This is a genomic window from Microbulbifer agarilyticus (assembly GCF_020171345.1).
Classification (GTDB): domain Bacteria; phylum Pseudomonadota; class Gammaproteobacteria; order Pseudomonadales; family Cellvibrionaceae; genus Microbulbifer; species Microbulbifer agarilyticus_D.
Window position 1 is genome coordinate 149054 of record NZ_JAIUZM010000001.1, and the last position, 20248, is coordinate 169301.

General features: G+C 54.8%; 11 protein-coding genes. 8 read left to right on the forward strand and 3 right to left on the reverse strand.

The annotated features are described in order from the left end of the window. Positions 1–107 precede the first annotated feature (107 nt). The gene (locus LCM31_RS00605) at positions 108–2162 is read right to left on the reverse strand and encodes a cellulase family glycosylhydrolase (RefSeq protein ID WP_224866667.1); all 2055 of its coding nucleotides are present in this window, start codon (positions 2160–2162) and stop codon (positions 108–110) included. 510 nt (positions 2163–2672) lie between these two features. On the opposite strand from LCM31_RS00605, the gene LCM31_RS00610 reads away from it, so the two are divergent. Next, positions 2673–4325, forward strand: coding sequence for an amidohydrolase (locus LCM31_RS00610; RefSeq protein ID WP_224866669.1), 1653 nt, complete (start codon positions 2673–2675; stop codon positions 4323–4325). Positions 4326–4406: 81 nt separating this feature from the next. Beyond that, a complete protein-coding gene (locus LCM31_RS00615; protein WP_224866671.1) occupies positions 4407–6515 on the forward strand; it encodes an ADP-ribosylglycohydrolase family protein in 2109 nt (702 codons plus the stop codon). Positions 6516–6676: 161 nt separating this feature from the next. Here LCM31_RS00615 and LCM31_RS00620 read toward each other — a convergent pair whose 3' ends face one another. Further along, positions 6677–9520, reverse strand: a complete 2844-nt coding sequence (locus LCM31_RS00620; protein WP_224866673.1) for a cellulose-binding domain-containing protein — start codon at positions 9518–9520, stop codon at positions 6677–6679. Between the two features lie 297 nt (positions 9521–9817). Continuing rightward, positions 9818–11470 carry a carbohydrate-binding protein gene (locus LCM31_RS00625; RefSeq protein ID WP_224866675.1) on the reverse strand — a complete coding sequence of 551 codons (1653 nt, stop codon included), beginning with the start codon at positions 11468–11470 and terminating at the stop codon, positions 9818–9820. A 31-nt stretch (positions 11471–11501) separates the two neighbouring features. Between LCM31_RS00625 and LCM31_RS00630 the strand changes: the two genes are divergently transcribed. The 6 genes from LCM31_RS00630 to LCM31_RS00660 all read left to right on the forward strand — a co-directional run bounded on the left by LCM31_RS00630 (position 11502) and on the right by LCM31_RS00660 (position 20196). Then, the gene (locus LCM31_RS00630) at positions 11502–11747 is read left to right on the forward strand and encodes a hypothetical protein (protein WP_224866677.1); all 246 of its coding nucleotides are present in this window, start codon (positions 11502–11504) and stop codon (positions 11745–11747) included. Between the two features lie 631 nt (positions 11748–12378). Further along, complete coding sequence (locus LCM31_RS00640) at positions 12379–16092, forward strand: nitrate reductase subunit alpha (protein WP_224866681.1); 3714 nt, start codon at positions 12379–12381, stop codon at positions 16090–16092. A gap of 100 nt (positions 16093–16192) precedes the next feature. Then, entirely contained in the window at positions 16193–17719 is a 1527-nt protein-coding gene (gene narH / locus LCM31_RS00645; RefSeq protein ID WP_224866683.1) for a nitrate reductase subunit beta, read from the forward strand. Then, positions 17719–18411 (forward strand): nitrate reductase molybdenum cofactor assembly chaperone, encoded by a 693-nt coding sequence (gene narJ, locus LCM31_RS00650; RefSeq protein WP_224866685.1) that lies wholly within the window; start codon positions 17719–17721, stop codon positions 18409–18411. Before narH ends, narJ begins: the two co-directional genes overlap by 1 nt. A 22-nt stretch (positions 18412–18433) precedes the next feature. Further along, positions 18434–19186 carry a respiratory nitrate reductase subunit gamma gene (gene narI, locus LCM31_RS00655; protein ID WP_224866687.1) on the forward strand — a complete coding sequence of 251 codons (753 nt, stop codon included), beginning with the start codon at positions 18434–18436 and terminating at the stop codon, positions 19184–19186. A 14-nt stretch (positions 19187–19200) separates the two neighbouring features. Then, complete coding sequence (locus LCM31_RS00660; protein WP_224866689.1) at positions 19201–20196, forward strand: peptidylprolyl isomerase; 996 nt, start codon at positions 19201–19203, stop codon at positions 20194–20196. Positions 20197–20248 lie beyond the last annotated feature (52 nt).

The following is a 20248-nucleotide window of genomic DNA, read 5'->3' on the forward strand; positions in this document are numbered from 1 at the left end:
GGGTTTTCGACAAGGTGGTAAGAATCGGAGACAACAGGGAAAGTTTGGGAGGGGGAGCGGGAAGGTGGGGAAACAAATAGGGGCCGTAATACGGCCCCTTGCAGTCATTACTGACAGCTACCAATCAGAGTCCAGGTATTGTCGCTACCCGGCACACTATTGGTGTACCAGTTGGCCTGATACAGATTGCCTTGATAGGTCATTTGGTCGCCGCCCAGCAAATGGGTATTGGGACCACCTTCGTAGTCGGCATGCAGCCAGTTAGGATACTCGGTAACGCCGCTGCACTGGCCGGTGGTGACGGCACAGCCACTGCTGTCGACCGTCACACCGGGCTGAGTGGCCGGACACTGGTCCGCAGAATTCACTACGCCGTCGTTGTCGTCATCCAGACAGCTAGGATCATTGTTGCACCCGGAGTCTCCGACCGCCTTGATCTCAATCCAGTTGATATTCCAACCACCAGTGACCGCAGCGATAGCGAGTTCGGTGGTGCCAGCAGGCAGACTAACGGTGTGAGAAACGGTGGTCCAGCTCTGCCAACCTCCGGTGCCTCCAAAGCTTACGCTGCCGTACTCCACAGAACCACCCGGCTGCTCCAGCTTCAGGCTGCCGCCGCTTTCGGAGGCCACGCGATAGCTCACCTCGTAGTTACCGGTGCTGCTTGCAGGCAGGGTAACGTTGTAGGTCATCCAGTCACCGGCATCGATCCAGCCCACATTCTGGCCACCACCGACGTCGGTGGTTGCCTCTACTTGGACGTCGCCTGCATCACGCCAGTTTTCCGCTTCAACGCGTACAACTTCTCCACCAGGATTGCAGTCTGTAGTGCACGGCTCGACATCAACGCGCAACCAGTTCAAGTTCCAGCCGCCAACTTCAGCGGCAACACCTAGGATCTGCTGACCAGCCGGCAGCTGTACCTGATGGGAGATATCCATCCAGCCCTGCCAGTCACCGGTATTTGGTACATCGACAACACCGTAGGTGTTCTCACCACCACCCTGCTCCAGCTTGATGCGGCCACCGTCCACGCCGGAAGCAACGCGGTAGGTCACGGTTGCGGTGCCTGCCTGCGGCAAATTCACGTCAAAGGTCAGCCAATCGCCATCGTCAATCCAGCCGGCATTCTCGCCGCCACCAAAATCAGTGGTGGTTTCGAACTCAACGCCTTTTGCCTGGCAGAAGCTCTCTGCTTCAATCTGGGTACCGTTGCCACCCGCACCACAAGGACCATCAATGATGGTTTCGGTTGGCTCACGGCCACCAAGAATCTCCTTGATGAAATGCCCGGATTCTTTCAAAGTACCATCGGACCAGAAGAATGAGCTGGATTCTTCTTCGCCCAGGTGATTAAAGTCTTTGTCGTTGTAGGCCCAGGCGGCATGACTAATGCCGTTACTACGCAAGAAGTCGATCCACGCCCATGTTTCATCCCGGTTAACCGGACCCGCCCCGTTAGCATTCACCATGCCCCATTCAGTGGCAAACAAAGCAATGCCGTTATTCAGGGCCGTCTGCGCTTTGGCCCGCAATTCGGCTCTGTGGGTATTCGCGTAGAAATGGATGGTGTAGGCCAGGTTCGAAACATTGGCCGGGTTGGTTGAGGCAATATCAACATCCTGAGACCACTTAGGTGTCCCCATAATAATCAGGTTGTCCGGGTCGATAGAGCGGATGGTATTGCCAACTTGCTCCGCGTAAGGCTTCAGTGTGGAGTGCCAATCAACGTGCTTGGGCTCGTTGTAGATTTCGTAGATAACGTTGTCGTGTTGGCCCCACTTCTGTGCTACCGCCCGAAAAAAGTCTTCCGCAGACCCGGGGTTCGTATGAGCGATATGACTATGATAATCCACAATTACATACATATCGTTATCGATCGCGGCCTGTACGACGGTATCCAAGCGCTGCATATTCGAAGCCCAATCATCCTGCACGCCACCGGGCTCACCGTGACCGATAGCCGCACGAACGATATTTGCACCAAATTCACTTTTGATGCGGGCTACTTCAGCGGCGGTGTAGTACTTCTCTCCGCCCCAGTTGTTATTACTCCAAAACAGAGAAATACCTTCGAGGCTCTTTACCTGACCACCCACCAGTACTTTATTGCCTTCCACACGCAATGGCTCTACTGCCGCCACACTACCTGCTGCGACCATAAGGCCGAGCGCCGAACACACTGCGGCGACTTTTTTTCCGGCCAGGCCTAGAGCAGGCCAACGTCTACTTTTTTGAATCATTATTCTCACCATCTAAGAGTTATTGTTGGGACGGCAAAATCTAGAGACGAAGAAACCAAAAGTCGTACCAATACCAGTATTAAACGAACTTGGGACGACAATTGGCACGCGAGAACCATATGGAAAGGGAATCAGTGCGAAAAAAGACTTTTTGTCTCTATACACGACACAAAGAAAAGAAATAAGCAAAAGCGATGAAGCGGATTAATACATAGATAAAATTTTGAGGGAAAAAACTCTCCAATAGCAAAAGAGAAGAAGAATTTTCAGGCGTTCCCTCTTCGCCCAAAACACTGCGTGGCTACAGTCAACCACCCCTATCCTCAGAAGGATGTGTTAGATTTCATCGCACTACAATGGCATTCCACAAGGCTGCAAAAAGACGTATAAAGGTAGCAAATTCATAATAATCATATAGGTGGACTCCCGATGCACTTCACCCGCACGCTCCTCATAGCCATTCTTACTCTGGCTTGTAGCAACATCCAGGCCGCTACGCTTATCCACAATATTGCTGGCTATCACACGACATCTGATGGCCTTGAGTCATTTGAGGCGCTGGTCTTTGACGATGGCAAGGTCTTGGCAACCGGCAAGCTGGCAGATTTGAGGGAGAAATTCCCCGAAGCAAACGTACGGGATGCTGGAGGCAGGACGCTGTTGCCTGGGCTGATAGACGCACATGGTCACGTCCTCGCACTAGGACGTCTAAGGCAGGAATTAGATGTAAGGAACCTTTCTCTGGAACAAACCCTCGGCGCCACAAAAACATTCGCCAAAGATAAAGCTGCGAACGAATGGGTTTTGGGACGCGGCTGGAACCAGGTACTCTGGTCGGGCAAGCAATTCCCCACAAAAACAGCACTCGACAAGCTCGACATCCCCAATCCCGTCTGGCTACGCCGGGTTGATGGCCATGCAGGTTGGGCCAACTCTGCCGCCTTGCGGCTCGCCGGCATCGACCGAGAAACGGAAAATCCGGAGGGTGGTGAGATCATCAAAGACCGATTGGGTGAGCCGAGCGGGATCCTGATAGACAACGCCATGCTGCTACTGGAGCGCGCCATTCCTCAGGCGGGGCTGCAGCAGGATAAAGCCTCGTTAAAGGCCGCATTCAAAAGCGCCCTGTCACTGGGCCTGACCGGTATTCACGACGCCGGCATCGACAGCAATACCCTGCAGGCCTACCGTGAACTCGCCGCAGAGGGTGCCATTCCACTGCGCATTTACCCGATGATTGCCATCGAGGATGAAAACCTAACAACACTCCTCAAAGCCGGCCCCATCGGCGCGCCCGACCAGCGACTCTACGTGCGCAGTATCAAACTCTCGGCCGACGGAGCACTTGGCAGCCGTGGCGCAGCGCTACTCGCCCCGTATCAGGACAAGCCAGATGAACGCGGCCTCCTGCTCCACCCGGAAGATGAAATCCTCTCGCTACTACGGCTTGCAACCGAGCACGACTTCCAGGTCAACGTACATGCCATTGGCGATCGTGCCAATCACATCGTGCTTAACCATTTGTACACCCTGCACAAAGACAACGACCAGAAACCGTACCGCCACAGGGTTGAGCATGCTCAGGTCATGCTGAAAAGCGATATACCACGATTCCCATCACTTGGCCTGATCGCATCAATGCAGCCCACCCACGCCACCAGCGATAAAAACATGGCTGGTGACCGACTGGGAGAAGAACGCCTCGAAGGCGCCTACGCATGGCGCACCTTTCTCGACCAAGGCACCAAGATCGCGGGTGGGTCCGACTTCCCGGTAGAGCCCGCCAACCCATTGTTTGGACTACATGCCGCGGTTACCCGGCAAGATCGTGCCGATACACCGCAAGGCGGTTGGCGGCCAGAGCAAGCCATGACACTCACTGAAGCGTTACGGGCATTCACCCTGGATGCAGCCTATGCAAGCCACCAGGAAAACCTGATCGGCAACCTGGAACCGGGGAAGTTCGCGGACTTTATCCTACTGGAGAAAAATATATTTGCGATTGCCCCGGAAGATATTTGGCAGGTAGAAGTTGCCGAAACCTGGGTTGAAGGCGAGCGCGTTTACACGAAGGCCGATTGAACTAAATAAACTCTTTTCCCGGGCATCCACGCCCGGGAATTAAAAGGCATTCAAAGATCTAAAGCCTGATGGAGTTTGGCAATGGCACAAAACCCACTTTTCCAAAAAATCCGCGCAGCGACAGTCTATACGACCGGAATTCTAATTTTGGTCAGCAGTCTTAGTGGACCATCGTCTTTCGCCGCCAGTCCGGCAATAAGTGTCACCACGTACGGGACTCTTCCGCTCACGCGTACGCAGTACCAGAACAAACTACGCGGCTTCTGGTTGGGACAAAGTCTTGCCAACTGGACGGGGCTGGTCACTGAAATGGACAAAATCGGTGGCCCGGGCCCGCACGGTGTCTTCTACACCCGGGACGACTGGGGAAAAACGGACCAGCCGAGTATTTGGGGGCAAGGTGTCCCCAGTGACTTATCCACAACCATCGACTGGGTCCTGCGCCGGCCAGGGGAAGTGTGGGGAGCGGATGACGACACCGATATCGAATACATATATCAGCACCTACTGGATCAACACCAGACCACAATGCTCACCCCCGAGCAAATTCGCGACGGCTGGCTCACGCATATCTATTCGGACGAAAACACCCCCTTCACCACTACCGATGGAAAAGCGGAAAACTTTCTTTGGGTATCCAACCAACGGGCACACGACTTAATGCGTGAGCAATCTCTGCTGCCACCGGAAACCAGCCAACCCGACCACAACCCCCACTTCGACATGATCGATGCGCAACTGACCACGGAAATATTCGGCCTGTTTGCGCCCGGAATGCCGGACATTGCCCTCGCCATGGCCCACCTTCCCATCCGCACTACCGCACGTGAAAACGCCGCCTGGGCGGCAGAATTCTATGTGGTGATGCACGCTCTCGCTGCGGGCATTGACTCCACGCTCCCCGTCAAGCCGCAACTCTTCGCCATCGCCGACCGCGCGCGCCAGCAGCTGCCGCAAGGAAGCTACAGTGCAGACATGTACGACTTCGTACAAAAGCAGTACCAAAAGAAGGTACCTTGGGAAAAAGTGCGCGATAGCCTGCATAAAAAATATCAAATCAATGGCGAAGCTGGTTACGACCTCAGTACACGTAACCTCTACTGCAACGGCTGCTTTGCCGCCGGCATCAATTTCGGCGCCAGCCTGATCAGCCTGTTCTACGGTGAAGGGGACTACCGGGAAACCGTAAAGTTGGCCGTGTTAATGGGCTGGGATTCCGACAACCCGGCCGCCACCTGGGGCGGATTACTGGGTTTTATCTACGGACATGAAAAACTCACTGCGTGGTTCGGTCCACTATCCGATGAATTCGACATTCATCGTACCCGCGGCGGTTTTGCCAACAATGGTCAGGATACATTTACAAATATGGCACGGGTGGGCGTAACCATCGTTGACCGAGTGGTACAGGAAAGACTTGGCGGATCGCTGGATACCGAAAACAATCGCTGGAGTATCCCACGCCTCGAGAAAAATTCAGGCTTCGAGCTACCCGAAGAGGCCCCCGACAGCCGAAACCCCCAAAAATCAAGCAACGATGCCGAGCCCCTCACCGTCCTATCCCTGAATATTTACGGACATGCCACTATGCCGGCGGCCGCGGCCAAGTATGCGCAACTCGTTACCGATCACAATGTAGATCTGCTGGCAGTGCAGGAGGGTGTCGACGATTGGCAGATTCAAGGCCTGCCCACCGATTACCGACGTGCAGAGGCTTTGGCCAGCGCATTGGGGAATTGTTGGGTGCGCCGATATCAAGTTTTCGCCAACCGTTGCCGAGGACTGGAGTTCGAGCACAATGAACGCTTTGATATGACGGATGGGCCAAATGCAGTGCGCACTGGTGAATTGGTGGTAATTCGACGTGGCGCCGAGCGTTTCGGCCTGATCGATGTGCACTGGGATCACGAAAGCGAACGGGTGCGTTACGCCAATAGCCGCGAAACCAACGCCGCTACAAACTCCCCGTATCTACTCGATATCCCGCTACTGGTGGCGGGCGACTTCAACACAACCTGCGAAAGTGCGACGACCCAAGCGCTCGCCATAAGCTCAGATTTATCATTCCTGTATGGGGATGGTATTGACTGTGGTTTCGTGCGTGGCCTGAAAGGCAGCGGGAAAAGTATTGACGCCGCGCCATCGGACCATCCAGGTATTTTACTAAAAGTGACGGCTTTGAAATCCTGAGTACCGAGAAAACGCAATTCTATGGATACTATTCCATTAATCCTGCCCATCCCACTACAACTCTAATTCGACCGGTAATAATCACCGAAGTCAGACACCATATCCGTGCGTACCGATTTCTGTACTGTATTACGAAGGGCCGCTATGCGGCCCCACGTTAATTACTGGCAGCTACCAATCAACGTCCAGGAGTTATCACTCCCAGGCTCGCTATTTGTGTACCAGTTCGCCTGGTACAAGTTTCCCTGATAGGTCATTTGGTCTCCGCCAAGAAGGTGGGTGTTGGGACCGCCCGCATAATCGGCGTGGAGCCAGTGCGGATAAGCGGTAATGCCATCACACTGGTTGCTGGTCACAGTACATCCTTTGCTGTCGACTGTGACACCGGGTGCCGTTGCAGGGCACTGATCTGCTGAATTAACAACACCATCATTGTCGTCGTCCAGACAACTTGGATCGTTATTGCAACTGGAATCTGTAACCGGTTTAATTTCAAACCAGTTGATATTCCAACCGCCACTTAAGGCAGCAATCGCAAGTTCTGAGGTATTTGCGGGTAGCGAAACTGTGTGGGATACAGTAGCCCAACTCTGCCAGCCTCCCGTAGCACTGAACTTTAGGGTTCCGTATTCCACGGCACCTCCGGGTTGCTCCAGGGTTAGACTTCCTCCGTTACTCGCGGACGCCACTCGATAGCGCACCTCATAGCGACCTGTATTGCTGGCAGGCAAGTGGATGCTGTAGGTCATCCAATCGTCAGCATCAATCCAGCCTACATTGTCTCCACCATCGATGTCGGACGTTGGCTCAACCTGAACCTCCCCAGCCTCGCGCCAGTGTTCTGCCTCAATACGCAAGGAATCACTTTCAATTGGGCAGCCACTGTTGGTTGCTGCACCGACGGTTTGCGGACAGGCGTCGAAGGGGTTGCGCACCCCGTCGTTATCATCATCCAACAGTGAACAACCGTCACTGTCCACCGGTGCGCCGAGTGGCGTTTGCGGACACAAATCGACATCGTTACTCACGTCATCTGCGTCATCATCGCCGGGAACGGGACAGCCAAGGCTATCTACTTCTACACCTGTGGGCGTGCCCGGGCACTGGTCGAGCTGGTCCGGCACCGTGTCCCCATCCTCATCCGCCACCGGCACATCTGGCTGCCAGCGAAAGGTTACCGCGGTACGCGGAGCGATAGTATGCTCGAACGCCGAGTCCTCCCATGCAACCGAAACCGTCTGGGCGCTATTCGACTTGTTGTACACCAGAGCCACCAAAGTGCCATCCGGGTTTTTCAACGCAACGTTTACGATGCTTTCAGAGAAGCCTGTGGACGCAACTCGACGCGCACCAGGCTGCATAAAGCGGGAGAGTTGCGAAATAATGTAGTAAGACACATGACGCGTAAGCCCCTGCCCCCCCTCTTCTAGGGTGATCGCGCCCAGGCACGCAGTACAACCGGTTAGGGTGGTAGGCGGCGAGGTTACGAGGTTCCATTCGAGTACTGTGCGCGCATAATTCCTTAGGGAACCCATTACCACCGTTTCCATATGCCAGGCGAGGTCGCCATCAAACGCCGCAGCCCATCCCGCGGGCGTATCGTCTTCCGGTCTACCTGTCCATTGCTCAGTAAAATAAACGTCTTTACCACTCGCGTGATAAACATCACTCATGGTACTTATTTCACCGGCGTACAGGTGGAACGCGGAACCGTCAATGTACTGGCTCTGGGCTACGCGGATGGGAAACTCCGGGTGGTCGAGATTGTGATCAAAGCCGAGTAATTTCACATGGCCGAGACCGGCTTGCTGCAATGCCGGGCCGACATATGTTTCCACTAGGTCGTACTGCTGCTCGGCATTCATCAGCATACTGGGTTCATTCCAGGGGTTTTCTGGCTCGTTTTGCGGCGTCATCCCCCAGATCGTAATACCTTCAGCAGCCATGGCCTGAATATATTGCACAAAGTAATTTGCCAAATCGCCGTAGTGCGCGGGTTTGAGCGTCCCGCCGACCCAGTCATTGTTGGTTTTCATCCACAATGGTGCGGTCCACGGCGTGGCGAGGACTTTGATCTCTGGATTTATGGCGAGGATTTTCTTTAATACAGGGAGCAAGGTCTGCGTGTCAGGCCCCTGCAGGGAGAAACTGCGGTCGCTGCCTACTTCGGTAAAGGTAAAGGATTCCCAGGTGCCGGCAGATTGGTCGTTATCTACCATACGAACCAGGAGATTGTCATCGATATGCAGCCGGTCGTGGTTACCGAAACCTTTTAGCGGCAGCGATAGGAAGTAGGCGCCATGCCCTTCGCCGGGTGTCAACTCCCATTTTTCCCACCAGCCGTCAGCGGAAGTTTCCTGCATATCCGCCATATTGGTATCGTCGGTGCGCAACCGTGGCACGCTTCCACCGGCAGCGCGATCAATAAAGAACAATCCATCGCCCGCGGGGACAAATTTCCACTCGAAGTCCGGTCCGTGCGGTGAGTCAGGTGCTGTGTAGGGATCTTCGTTAAAGCCACTGGCACCCAGGCGCACATCGTGGGCGGGCATGTCGATGTAGTAGGTTTTACCCGGATCCGGAATAAAGTTTTCCTGGCTGCGGGTTTCGTCACTGTAGGTGTACAGAGATGTAGAGAGATCGGATGCACCGATGCTGATCCTTACCATGGAGACGTTGTTTCCCGCCTGCGGATGGAACATCTCGTTTAGAAACGCATTCTGTTCGGCTTCTGGTAGCGAAAGGATGGCCGCTGCACTGGCTTGCGTGAGTGCGTAGCCGAGGCCAGTTACGGATTGAAACGTTTGCGAAGGGTCAATTTCAATCGCAAACCCGCTTGTGGCGGCGGGCTGGGTGAACGGGAGGTCAAGCACCTGTTCATGTAGCAGTTTGCCGCGGTCGCCCTGGGTAGTAAGGACACTGACTTCCTCCGCGAGTGACAAGCTGGCAAATGCCAGCGCGGACAGGGTCAGCGCCGCCAGCGATGCTCTTCCGTTCTTCTTCATTATTCTCACCATCAAATTTTTCATTATTGGGAGAGTGAAAAATACGGAGGTTCTTGGGGAACGTCGTATCAATAAGAGAGTTTTCTTAATTTCGTACGAGTTCGCATGACCTGACACCAACCGAACGCGCAAATGTGGATTGATCCACTGAGTTTGGGCAAGCACAAAGTCAAAAACGAGAACCTGCAGACAGGTGCACAAATACAAAAAGCCCGCGCTAGCGCGGGCTTTTTTAATGGTATGGATTTCCGAGATTCCCTAAAGCGGCATTCCTTAAGCCACCCAGAAAATCAAGAATCAATCGAGCTTGGTCAAACTAAACCAGTTCAGGTTCCAGCCACCAACCGGTACGCCGATACCAAAATCCTGGGAGCCGGCATCCAGATGGACATCCAAGCTGATCGTGGTCCAGTTCTGCCAATCGCCGGTGGCGGGCACGTTCAGGGTACCGTATACCGGACTACCCCCCGCTCGCTCGAAGCTCAGCTGGCCGCCGCCTTGAGAGGCCACACGGAATTCCACTCGATAATTACCGGCACTCGGCACGTTTACACCGTGATAGGCCATCCAGTCGCCGTTATCGAGGTAACCCACATTCTGACCCCCGCCTACATCAGAGGTCGCTTCAACCTGAACGCCTTCCATGAAGGTGTAATTTTCGGCTTCAACCTTGATGGTCTCACCGCCCGGATCAGTAGATTGAATATCCAACCAGTTAATATTCCAACCCGGCCCCACCGCAGCGACCGCTACCTGTTGATCACCGGCTGGCAGGCTCACGGTATGAGAAATCGTGGTCCAGGACTGCCAGTCTCCGGTATTCGGTACGTCCAGCTGGCCGTACACCGGCGAGCCACCCTTGCCTTCAAATTGCAAGACACCGCCTGAGCCGCTGGCCGCAACACGGTAAGAAACCTCGTAGTTCCCAGCTGCCGGTACATTGATGCGATAGGCCATCCAATCGTCGGTATCGATATAACCAACGTTTTCACCACCGCCGGTATCGCTGGTGGATTCGGTTTGCACCCCATCGGCGCCACAGAACGCTTCGGCTTCGATGCGTCCGGGTACATTTACCGCAGTTGCCGAATCGCAGTCATCGCCACCCTCTGGGCCACCCCAATTAAGTAAAATATCTCGAACTTTGTTGCCCGATGCCGTCAACTGGGCGGGCGCCCAACTACCAGTGGCACTTGCACCCGGCACCAGTGCAGAGGCACCTTCTGGTTTATCGTTGATCGACCAGTTGGCGTGACTGATATTGTTGTTCTTAAGAAACTCCATCCACGCATCGGTCTCACCGTAGTTAACGCCGCCGTTACCATCGGCATTTACGGTGCCCCACTCGGTCACAAACAGCGCGATCCCGTTATTCAATGCGGTCTGCGCCTTGTCGCGTAACCATTGGCCGTGAGAGCCGGAGTAGAAGTGCAGGCCGTAGGCAATGTTGGCGTGGCCCTGGATGGGGTCAAAGGAAGCGTCATCCACGTCCTGAGACCAGTTCGGGGTGCCGACAATAATCAGGTTGTCCGGGTCAATCGAACGGATTGATGAGATAACGGATTCTGCGTATGGCTTAACGCCACTGGACCAGGAGACCTGCTTGGGCTCGTTGAAAATCTCATAAATAACATTGTTGGTATGACCATAATCGGCGGCCATGCGTGAGAAGAAATTGACCGCACGGCTCCAGTCATGTTCATTCGCGTAATGGGAGTGCCAATCGATAATCACATACATGTCGTTGGCAATAGCTGCATCCACGATGGCCCGGACTTTAGCCTCATTTCCCGCCGGGTCATCAAAGTAGCCTCCGGGATCTTCCACGCCCATGGCCGCACGTACCACGCCGGACTTCCAATCGGACTTCAACCAGCTAACGGTGCTTGGGTTATAAAACTTCTCGCCCCCCCAACCATTGTTACTCCAGAAGAAACTGTTGCCTGCCACACTGCCTTGCTGACCTCCAATCAAGACCTGGTTGCCATTTACAGACAGTGGTTCAACAGCAAGCGCACTACTGGACATCAGCGCAAGTGTGGCCAAAAGCAAGTTTTTATATGCGTTCCCGGCTGGAGCTGAACGCCCGTTTTCTCTTTTCATCAATTATTTTCTCCGCTTCATGACTATTGTTATTTGCGATTTAACGGCTAAAACACGTCATCCAAGTATTGGCTCAGAAAAACTTGCCACTGGGATAAACAAGATTCAATATGTCACTGAATGAAGGGAGCAAATGGACCAATGAGTTAAAGCGGGAGGGAAAAAGGTTAATACGGACTATCGATACAAAACCGGCCACTAGCACCGGCTTCTAAACAGATACAATTAGCTTCTGGCAAATCACAGTAACTCAGTTTTTACTTTTCCGCACCGCTGACAGCGTGATTCCGTTATCAGCCTTCCTTGCTTCACATCAAATTTTCGCTCAGCCACCACCTTCCACTTGTGAAAGCCATCACGACACAGGCTACTGCCTTTATGTTTTTCCCAAGCGGTCTTGCGCTTGAACTGAATGACCTCACCCACCGTTTTCTCCACTAGCAGTCCTATTTTATGCTTTGCTACGCAATATACCTCTATTCAGATGATTCTGCGCCGCGTGGCACATAGTGTGCTTTTTATGCAGGATATACAACGCGCTACGTAAACAAGATACCGCCGTAAGTATTCGCGTCGCGCGTATCGGGAACTCCAGGAAAACCCCCAAATACAAGCAAAGCGCACCAATTTCTACCGATAGAAGCAAATGACGAACTTAAGTCCAATTTAACTCGGAAATTGGTTTGACGGGGCTATAAGTCGCGCCTAATTTGAAGCGTATCACCCGATGCAAACGCCATGGATGGGCGCTGCCGATGAGTCAATTTCTCGACCGTCTCACCTTCTTCCGTAAAAAAACAGAAAAATTCTCCGCCGGCCACGGCATTACCACCGAAGACCCCCGCGACTGGGAGGACGCCTACCGTAAACGCTGGGCCGCAGACAAGATCGTGCGATCCACCCACGGTGTAAACTGCACCGGCTCCTGCTCCTGGAAAATCTACGTAAAGGGCGGCATCGTTACCTGGGAAACCCAGCAAACCGACTACCCGCGCACGCGTCCCGACCTCCCCAACCATGAGCCGCGCGGTTGCCCACGCGGTGCCAGTTACAGCTGGTACCTCTATTCCGGTACCCGGGTACGTTATCCACTGGTACGCGGCAGGCTGGTGGAAGCCTGGCGCGCGGCCCGGGTCAGTAAATCGCCGGTAGAAGCCTGGCGCTCCATTGTCGAAGATGCCCCCACGCGCGATAGCTGGGTATCGCGCCGCGGTCGCGGCGGCTTTGTGCGTATCGGCTGGGATGAAGTGGCGGAAATTGTCGCTGCGGCAAATGCCTATACCGTTCATGAGCACGGTCCGGATCGGGTGGTAGGCTTCTCCCCCATCCCCGCCATGTCCATGGTGTCTTACGCCGCTGGCGGCCGTTATCTCTCACTGATTGGCGGCACCCTGCTCAGCTTCTATGACTGGTATTGCGATCTTCCGCCCTCTTCGCCTCAAACCTGGGGTGAACAAACCGATGTTCCGGAAAGTGCCGACTGGTATAACTCCAACTATCTGCTGGTGTGGGGGTCCAATATCCCACAAACGCGTTCACCCGATGCGCATTTTTATAGCGAGGTGCGTTACAAGGGCACTAAAAGCGTCGTGGTTTCGCCGGACTACAGCGAGGCTTGTAAATTCGCCGACCTGTGGCTGCACCCCAAACAAGGCACCGATGCTGCTCTGGCACTGGCACTCGGTCACGTGGTGCTCACCGAGTTCTACGTAAAACGGCAGGTTCCCTATTTTATCGATTATGCGCGACGCTACTCCGATCTCCCCTTCTTGGTAAAACTGGTTGAGCGAGATGGGAAACTGGTGCCAGACCGCCTGCTGCGCGCAGCGGACTTTACCGATGCCCTCGGAGAATCCAACAACCCGGACTGGAAACCCGTCGCCTACGACGAAAACAGCGGCGATGTAGTGTGCCCCGCAGGCTCCGTGGGGTTCCGCTGGGGCGAACACGGCAAGTGGAATCTGGAAGAAAAAGACGGCCAGGGGCGCGACACCAAATTGCGGCTAAGTCTTGAAGACATCACGGAAAGCCGTGAGGCGGTCTCCTTCCCCTACTTCGGCAGCGACGCACCGGAAACCTTTGTCGCCACCAATCACGATTCTGTACTTGGGCGCAAAGTGCCGGTGGCTACTCTGCAGCTGAAGGATGGCAGCTGCCGCGTAGCCTCTACCTTCGACCTGTTTATGGCCAACTACGGCGTCGACCGGGGCTACGGCGGTGACAACGTCGCCACGAGTTTTGATGACGACGTGCCCTTCACGCCCGCCTGGGCAGAAACCGTCTGTGGTGTAAAACGCGATGCCATCGTCCAGGTTGCCCGGGAGTTTGCCGGGAACGCCGAGCAGACCGAAGGCCGCTCCATGGTGATCGTTGGTGCCGGGCTGAACCACTGGTACCACATGGACATGAATTACCGCAGCATTATCGCACTGCTGGTGATGTGCGGTTGTTGCGGTAAATCCGGCGGTGGTTGGGCGCACTATGTAGGGCAGGAAAAACTGCGCCCGCAGACCGGCTGGCTGCCGGTCGCCTTTGGCCTCGACTGGACCCGCCCACCGCGGCATATGAACGGTACCTCGTTTTTCTATGCCCACACCGATCAGTGGCGCTACGACTCCATGACTGTGTCGGACATTCTCTCCCCCACCGCCCCGGAAGGCGACTGGGATCACGCGATGATCGACTACAACGTGCGCGCAGAGCGCATGGGTTGGCTGCCGTCCGCACCACAACTGCAACAGAACCCGTTGCAGGTAGCAAAATCGATCTTCGAATCCGATATAGACCCGGACAGGGCTGTGCCGGAAATGCTGAAGTCCGGGGCGCTCAAGTTTGCCTGTGAAGACCCGGACAACCCGGATAACTGGCCGCGCAATATGTTCTTCTGGCGCTCGAACGTGCTGGGCGCCAGTGGCAAGGGCCATGAATATTTCCTCAAGCACTTTGTCGGTTCCCAGCACGGGGTAGTCGGCACGGAAGAAAGCAACCCGATCAAGCGCCCCTCTGAAGTCGTCTGGCACGATGAGGCACCCCAGGGAAAACTGGATTTGATGGTCAACATCGACTTCCGCATGTCGACCACCAGCCTCTACTGTGACATCGTATTGCCCACCGCCACCTGGTATGAAAAGCATGACCTGAATACCTCGGACATGCACCCCTTCATTCATCCCCTGACCGCAGCTGTGGACCCGGTATGGGAATGCCGCAGCGACTGGGAAATTTTCAAAACCATCGCGAAAAAATTCTCAGAAGTTTGTCCGGAAGTACTTGGCGTAGAAAAGGATCTGGTGCTGACTCCGATTCAACACGACGCTCCCGGCGAGATCGCCCAGCCCTACGAACCAAAGGACTGGAAGCGCGGTGAGTGTGAGCCGGTGCCCGGAAAAACCATGGCCTCGGTCGCACTGGTGGAGCGAGATTACCCGGCAACCTACCAGCGTTTTATTTCCCTTGGCCCCGCGCTCGAGGAAAAAGGCAACGGCGGCAAAGGACTGAACTGGAACACGGAAACCGAAGTCAAAAACCTTGCCAGCCTGAACGGTACCCATCCAGATGGCAGCTGTGCCGGCCGTCCAAAAATCGAAACCGACATTCAGGCTTGCGAAGCCATTTTAATGCTCGCCCCGGAAACTAACGGTGAGGTCGCGGTAAAAGCCTGGGAAGCCCTGGGTAAAGCCACCGGCCGCGACCACAGCCACCTGGCGGAAGGCAAGGAAGAGGAGAAGATTCGCTTCCGCGACGTGGTATCGCAGCCGCGCAAAATTATCTCCTCGCCGACCTGGTCGGGCATCGAAAGCGAGCACGTGTCCTACACGTCGAACTGGACCAATGTGCACGAGTTGATTCCATGGCGGACCATCACCGGCCGCCAGCATCTGTATCAGGATCACCTGTGGATGCGGGCGTTTGGCGAAGGATTCGTTACCTGGCGCCCGCCTATCGACACCCGCTCGGTGAAACAGGTACTCGGCAAGATCCCCAACGGCAACCCGGAGATCCAGCTGAACATTCTCACCCCGCACCAGAAATGGGGTATCCATTCCACCTACACGGAAAACCTGATCCTGCTGAGCCTGAATCGCGGAGGGCCGGTGGTATGGATCAGCGAAATGGACGCAAAGCAGGCGGGTATCGAAGACAACGACTGGATTGAAGCCTTCAATATCAACGGCGCACTCACCGCGCGGGCAGTCGTCTCACAGCGGGTGATGGCGGGCACGGCCATCATGTACCACGCACAAGAGAAAATAGTGAATACCGTGGGCTCGGAAATCACCAACCAGCGCGGTGGTATCCACAACTCGGTGACACGTATCAATGTGAAGCCCACCCATATGATCGGCGGCTACAGCCAGCTCGCCTATGGGTTCAATTACTACGGCACTGTCGGCGCCAACCGCGATCAGTTCGTTGTCGTTCGCAAGATGAACGAGGTCAACTGGTTCGACAAGGAAGTACACACCTGACAAACGTCCGTCAGGAAGTCGCAGTATTCACACCAAAAAACACTGGTGCATCCAGGTAGTAAATTTTCGGAATAACGCCGAAACAGCACAGGGAATTGTGATGAAAGTCCGCGCGCAGATCGGGATGGTGTTGAACCTGGACAAATGCATTGGTTGTCACACCTGCTCCATCACCTGTAAAAATGTATGGACCAGTCGAGAAGGCGTTGAATACGCCTGGTTCAATAACGTTGAATCAAAACCCGGTATTGGCTATCCCAAAGATTGGGAAAATCAGGAGCGCTGGAATGGCGGCTGGATTCGCAAGAAAAATGGCAAGCTACAGCCCAAGGCCGGCTCCAAGTGGCGTATTCTCGCAAACATCTTCGCCAACCCGGACCTGCCGGAAATCGACGATTTCTATGAGCCCTATACCTTCGAATACGAGTGGCTGCAGAAGGCACCGGAACTGCAGGCCCAGCCCTCCGCCAAACCGCGTTCTATGGTTACCGGCCAGGCACTCACCAAGATTGAGTGGAGCGGCAACTGGGAAGACGACCTGAGCGGCGAGTTCAGTAAGCGCTCAGTGGATTACAATTTTTCCGGCATCGAGAAAGAAATCTACGGCCAGTTCGAACAGACCTTTCTCATGTACCTGCCACGCCTGTGCGAACACTGCCTCAACCCTTCGTGTGTGGCCTCCTGCCCATCCGGCGCCATCTACAAACGTGAAGAAGACGGCATTGTGCTGATCGATCAGGACAAATGCCGCGGTTGGCGTATGTGCGTTTCCGGCTGCCCCTATAAGAAAATCTATTACAACTGGTCCTCCGGTAAATCGGAAAAGTGCATCTTCTGTTACCCGCGTATTGAGGCGGGTATGCCCACCGTCTGCTCTGAAACCTGTGTTGGCCGTATCCGCTACCTTGGCGTCATGCTGTATGACGCCGACCGTATCGAGGAAGCCGCGGCGGTGGAGAATGAAAAAGACTTATATGAAGCCCAACGCACGATCTTCCTCGACCCTAACGATCCGGAAGTGCGTGCCCAGGCCCGCAGGGACGAAGTGCCAGAAGCCTGGCTGGAGGCGGCAAAAAATTCACCGGTCTACAAGATGGCGATGGAGTGGGATGTCGCCTTCCCACTGCACCCGGAATATCGCACCCTACCGATGGTCTGGTACATCCCGCCACTGTCCCCGATCCAGTCCGCCGCAGAAGCCGGCAAGATCTCCACCAACAATGGCATGCCAGATGTGAAGTCCCTGCGGATTCCCATGCGCTACCTAGCCAACATGCTCACCGCTGGCGACGAAGCACCGATTGCTACGGCGCTCGAACGCATGCTCGCCATGCGTGCTTATATGCGAGCCAAAAGTGTCAACGGCGTTACTGATAACTCGATCCCCGAGAGCGTAGGCCTCGATGCACAAACCATCGAGGAGATGTATCGGTACATGGCGCTGGCCGCCTATGAAGATCGCTATGTAATCCCGACCAATCACCGGGAGAAAAACGAAAACACCTATCACCTCCGTGGCAACTCCGGCTTCGCCTTTACCGAGCCGCACAACGGCCGAACCAAGAACAACGATATCTTTGGTGGGCCCAAGAAAATGCCACGCAAACCTTTTACGGACTCCCCCTGATGATACGCACATTACGCGCTCTGGCACTACTGCTCGACTACCCGAGCGAGTCGCTCAAAACGCACTTTTCCGAAGTACGCGAAGCGCTGGAAACCGAGGGTTTTCTGAAGCCGGAAAGCTTGGCGAAGCTGCGACCGTTGATGGATAACTTTGAAGTGCTGCCGCTGCTTGAACTGCAGATGAACTACTCGGAGTTATTCGACAACTCCCGCGCACTATCATTGCATTTCTTTGAGCACATTCACGGAGAGAGCCGTGATCGCGGCCAGGCCATGCTCGACCTTGGCGAGGAGTATATAGAGCGCGGTTTCTACATTGAGCGGGATGAACTTCCAGACTTTATTCCCATGTTTCTCGAGTTTACTTCCTGTCTTACGATCGATGAGGCCCGCGACTGGCTATCCCAGCCATCCCACGTATTTGCTGCACTGAAGGAACGGCTTCAGGAGCGCGATGCAGAGTACGCTGGAATCTTCGACGCACTGCTCACACTTATACAGGAAAAACCTGACCCGGAAGCAGTGCGTGAACTGGTGGAACGCGCCAAGGCTTCAGAGAAGACTTCAATTGATGAGGTTTGGGAGGAAGAACAAGTGACGTTTATGGCCTCACAACCCCACAAACCGGTCAACAAGATTGTGGATCGCCTGAAGGCCGCCGGTAAATTAATCGTGTCCTCCAGCGACACCTGAGAAAGGCAGACGAGGCACATTCATGCACGACTTTATCAACTATCTGTTATTTGGGTGGTTCCCCTACGTCGCCCTGACGATCATGATACTCGGCAGTATCATTCGCTTCGACAAGGGGCAGTATGGCTGGCGATCTCAGTCGTCCCAGTTTCTGCGTCGCAAGCAAATGATGTGGGGGTCCAACCTCTTCCACCTTGGTATCCTCGTGCTGCTATTCGGTCACTTTGTTGGCCTGCTCACCCCGATTGGTGTGTTCGACGCACTGGGTATCAGCCACAGTTTCAAGCAGTGGATGGCACTCAGTGTGGGTGGTATCGCTGGTATCTTGGGCTTTATTGGCTGCACATTGCTTCTGCACCGCCGGCTGTACTACCCGCGCATTCGCAAGAGCTCTTCCAAGGGGGACATTCTGGTATTGGTATTCCTGTGGCTACAGTTGCTGCTGGGGATCGCCACCATTTTTTGGACCATCGACCATATGGACGGCAGCGCCATGGTGCTATTTATGGGGTGGGCGCAGGGGGTAGTTACCTTCAATCCAGAGGCCGCCAACCTGATCATTGATGCACACCTGGTGTACAAGCTGCACATCATTCTCGGATTGACTTTACTCGCCATCACGCCGTTTACGCGCCTGGTGCATGTCTTCAGTGCACCCTTTGCCTATGTGTTGCGCCCAGGCTACCAAATCGTTCGGTCACGGCGGCTCGCGCGCCGTACTAACACCCCACCGCCAAGCTCAGCGCCAACCTCTGTCGCCTCCAGAAAATCCTGAGTAAATAGCATTCTATGAGCACCGACAACAAAGACAGCGCCGTACAGTATGTGGAAATCCCCGCAGTGGGGATCCCGGCCGTAGATGTTACCGATCGACATCCTGAGCCCAAAATGCCGTCAGCCTGTGAAAGCGGTGGCTGCGGTTGCGCCACCGGTTCCAGTGAACCCTTGCCCACATTCTCATTCGGCGAAGTTACGGTGAATGGTGTGTCGATCGGTGAACATGTCATCTCGCGGGAAATGCAACACCACCGCGCCGATAGCGCCGAGGCCGCCTGGCAAGCGGCCGCTCGCGCACTGGTAATCAAAACCCTGCTGTTACAAGAAGCGAGCGATCGCAATATCGCTGCGGGAGTCCACGGCGATGCCGAGCAAGAGACCGATGATCGCAGCGAAACCGATGACGATGCCCGAGTGCGCACACTGCTCGAGGAGGTACTGATACCGGAAAAGGTCCACGAAGAAGAGTGTCGCCGTTATTACGACACGCAAACCCATCGTTTCCGCACCCCAGACCTATTTGAAGCGGCTCATATCCTGATTGAACCGAATGAGCAAAGCGAATCAGCCTGGCAAGAGGCCGAACAGTCCGCACGTAGTCTCATTGAACAGTTAGGTGATGATGCACAGGCATTTTCAGAAGCGGCCGAGCAGTTTTCCGGTTGCCCCACCGCCCATCAGGGCGGCTCACTCGGTCAAATTCGCCGTGGCGAGTTAGAGCCGGTACTGCATGACGTACTGGAGACCCTGGCCGAGGGCACGATCTTTCGTGAACCCGTGCGCAGCCGCTTTGGCTGGCACCTGATCCGCCTGCACCGAAAGATCAATGGGCGGATCCTACCCTTCGATATGGCGCGGGAAAAAATATTCGACATGCTGGAAGCGCGCGCTTGGGTGAACTCCGCCTCTCACTACATTGCCGAATTGGCCCAGCGAGCCGATATCGAGGGTGTGCAAATTGATTCTGCAGCGGATGCCGTTGCCAACGTGAGTACAGAACATGAGTGATCGAAAGCCACCGAAAGATTCCGACCTCAACCCGGACTTGAGAGCGAAGACT

Excerpts from the sequence above, each read along its gene's own strand:
- LCM31_RS00605 (WP_224866667.1), bottom strand. The coding sequence starts at position 2,162 with ATGGTCGCAGCAGGTAGTGTGGCGGCAGTAGAGCCATTGCGTGTGGAA.
- LCM31_RS00610 (WP_224866669.1), top strand. The coding sequence starts at position 2,673 with ATGCACTTCACCCGCACGCTCCTCATAGCCATTCTTACTCTGGCTTGT.
- LCM31_RS00615 (WP_224866671.1), top strand. The coding sequence starts at position 4,407 with ATGGCACAAAACCCACTTTTCCAAAAAATCCGCGCAGCGACAGTCTAT.
- LCM31_RS00620 (WP_224866673.1), bottom strand. The coding sequence starts at position 9,520 with ATGAAGAAGAACGGAAGAGCATCGCTGGCGGCGCTGACCCTGTCCGCG.
- LCM31_RS00640 (WP_224866681.1), top strand. The coding sequence starts at position 12,379 with ATGAGTCAATTTCTCGACCGTCTCACCTTCTTCCGTAAAAAAACAGAA.
- narH (WP_224866683.1), top strand. The coding sequence starts at position 16,193 with ATGAAAGTCCGCGCGCAGATCGGGATGGTGTTGAACCTGGACAAATGC.
- narJ (WP_224866685.1), top strand. The coding sequence starts at position 17,719 with ATGATACGCACATTACGCGCTCTGGCACTACTGCTCGACTACCCGAGC.
- narI (WP_224866687.1), top strand. The coding sequence starts at position 18,434 with ATGCACGACTTTATCAACTATCTGTTATTTGGGTGGTTCCCCTACGTC.
- LCM31_RS00660 (WP_224866689.1), top strand. The coding sequence starts at position 19,201 with ATGAGCACCGACAACAAAGACAGCGCCGTACAGTATGTGGAAATCCCC.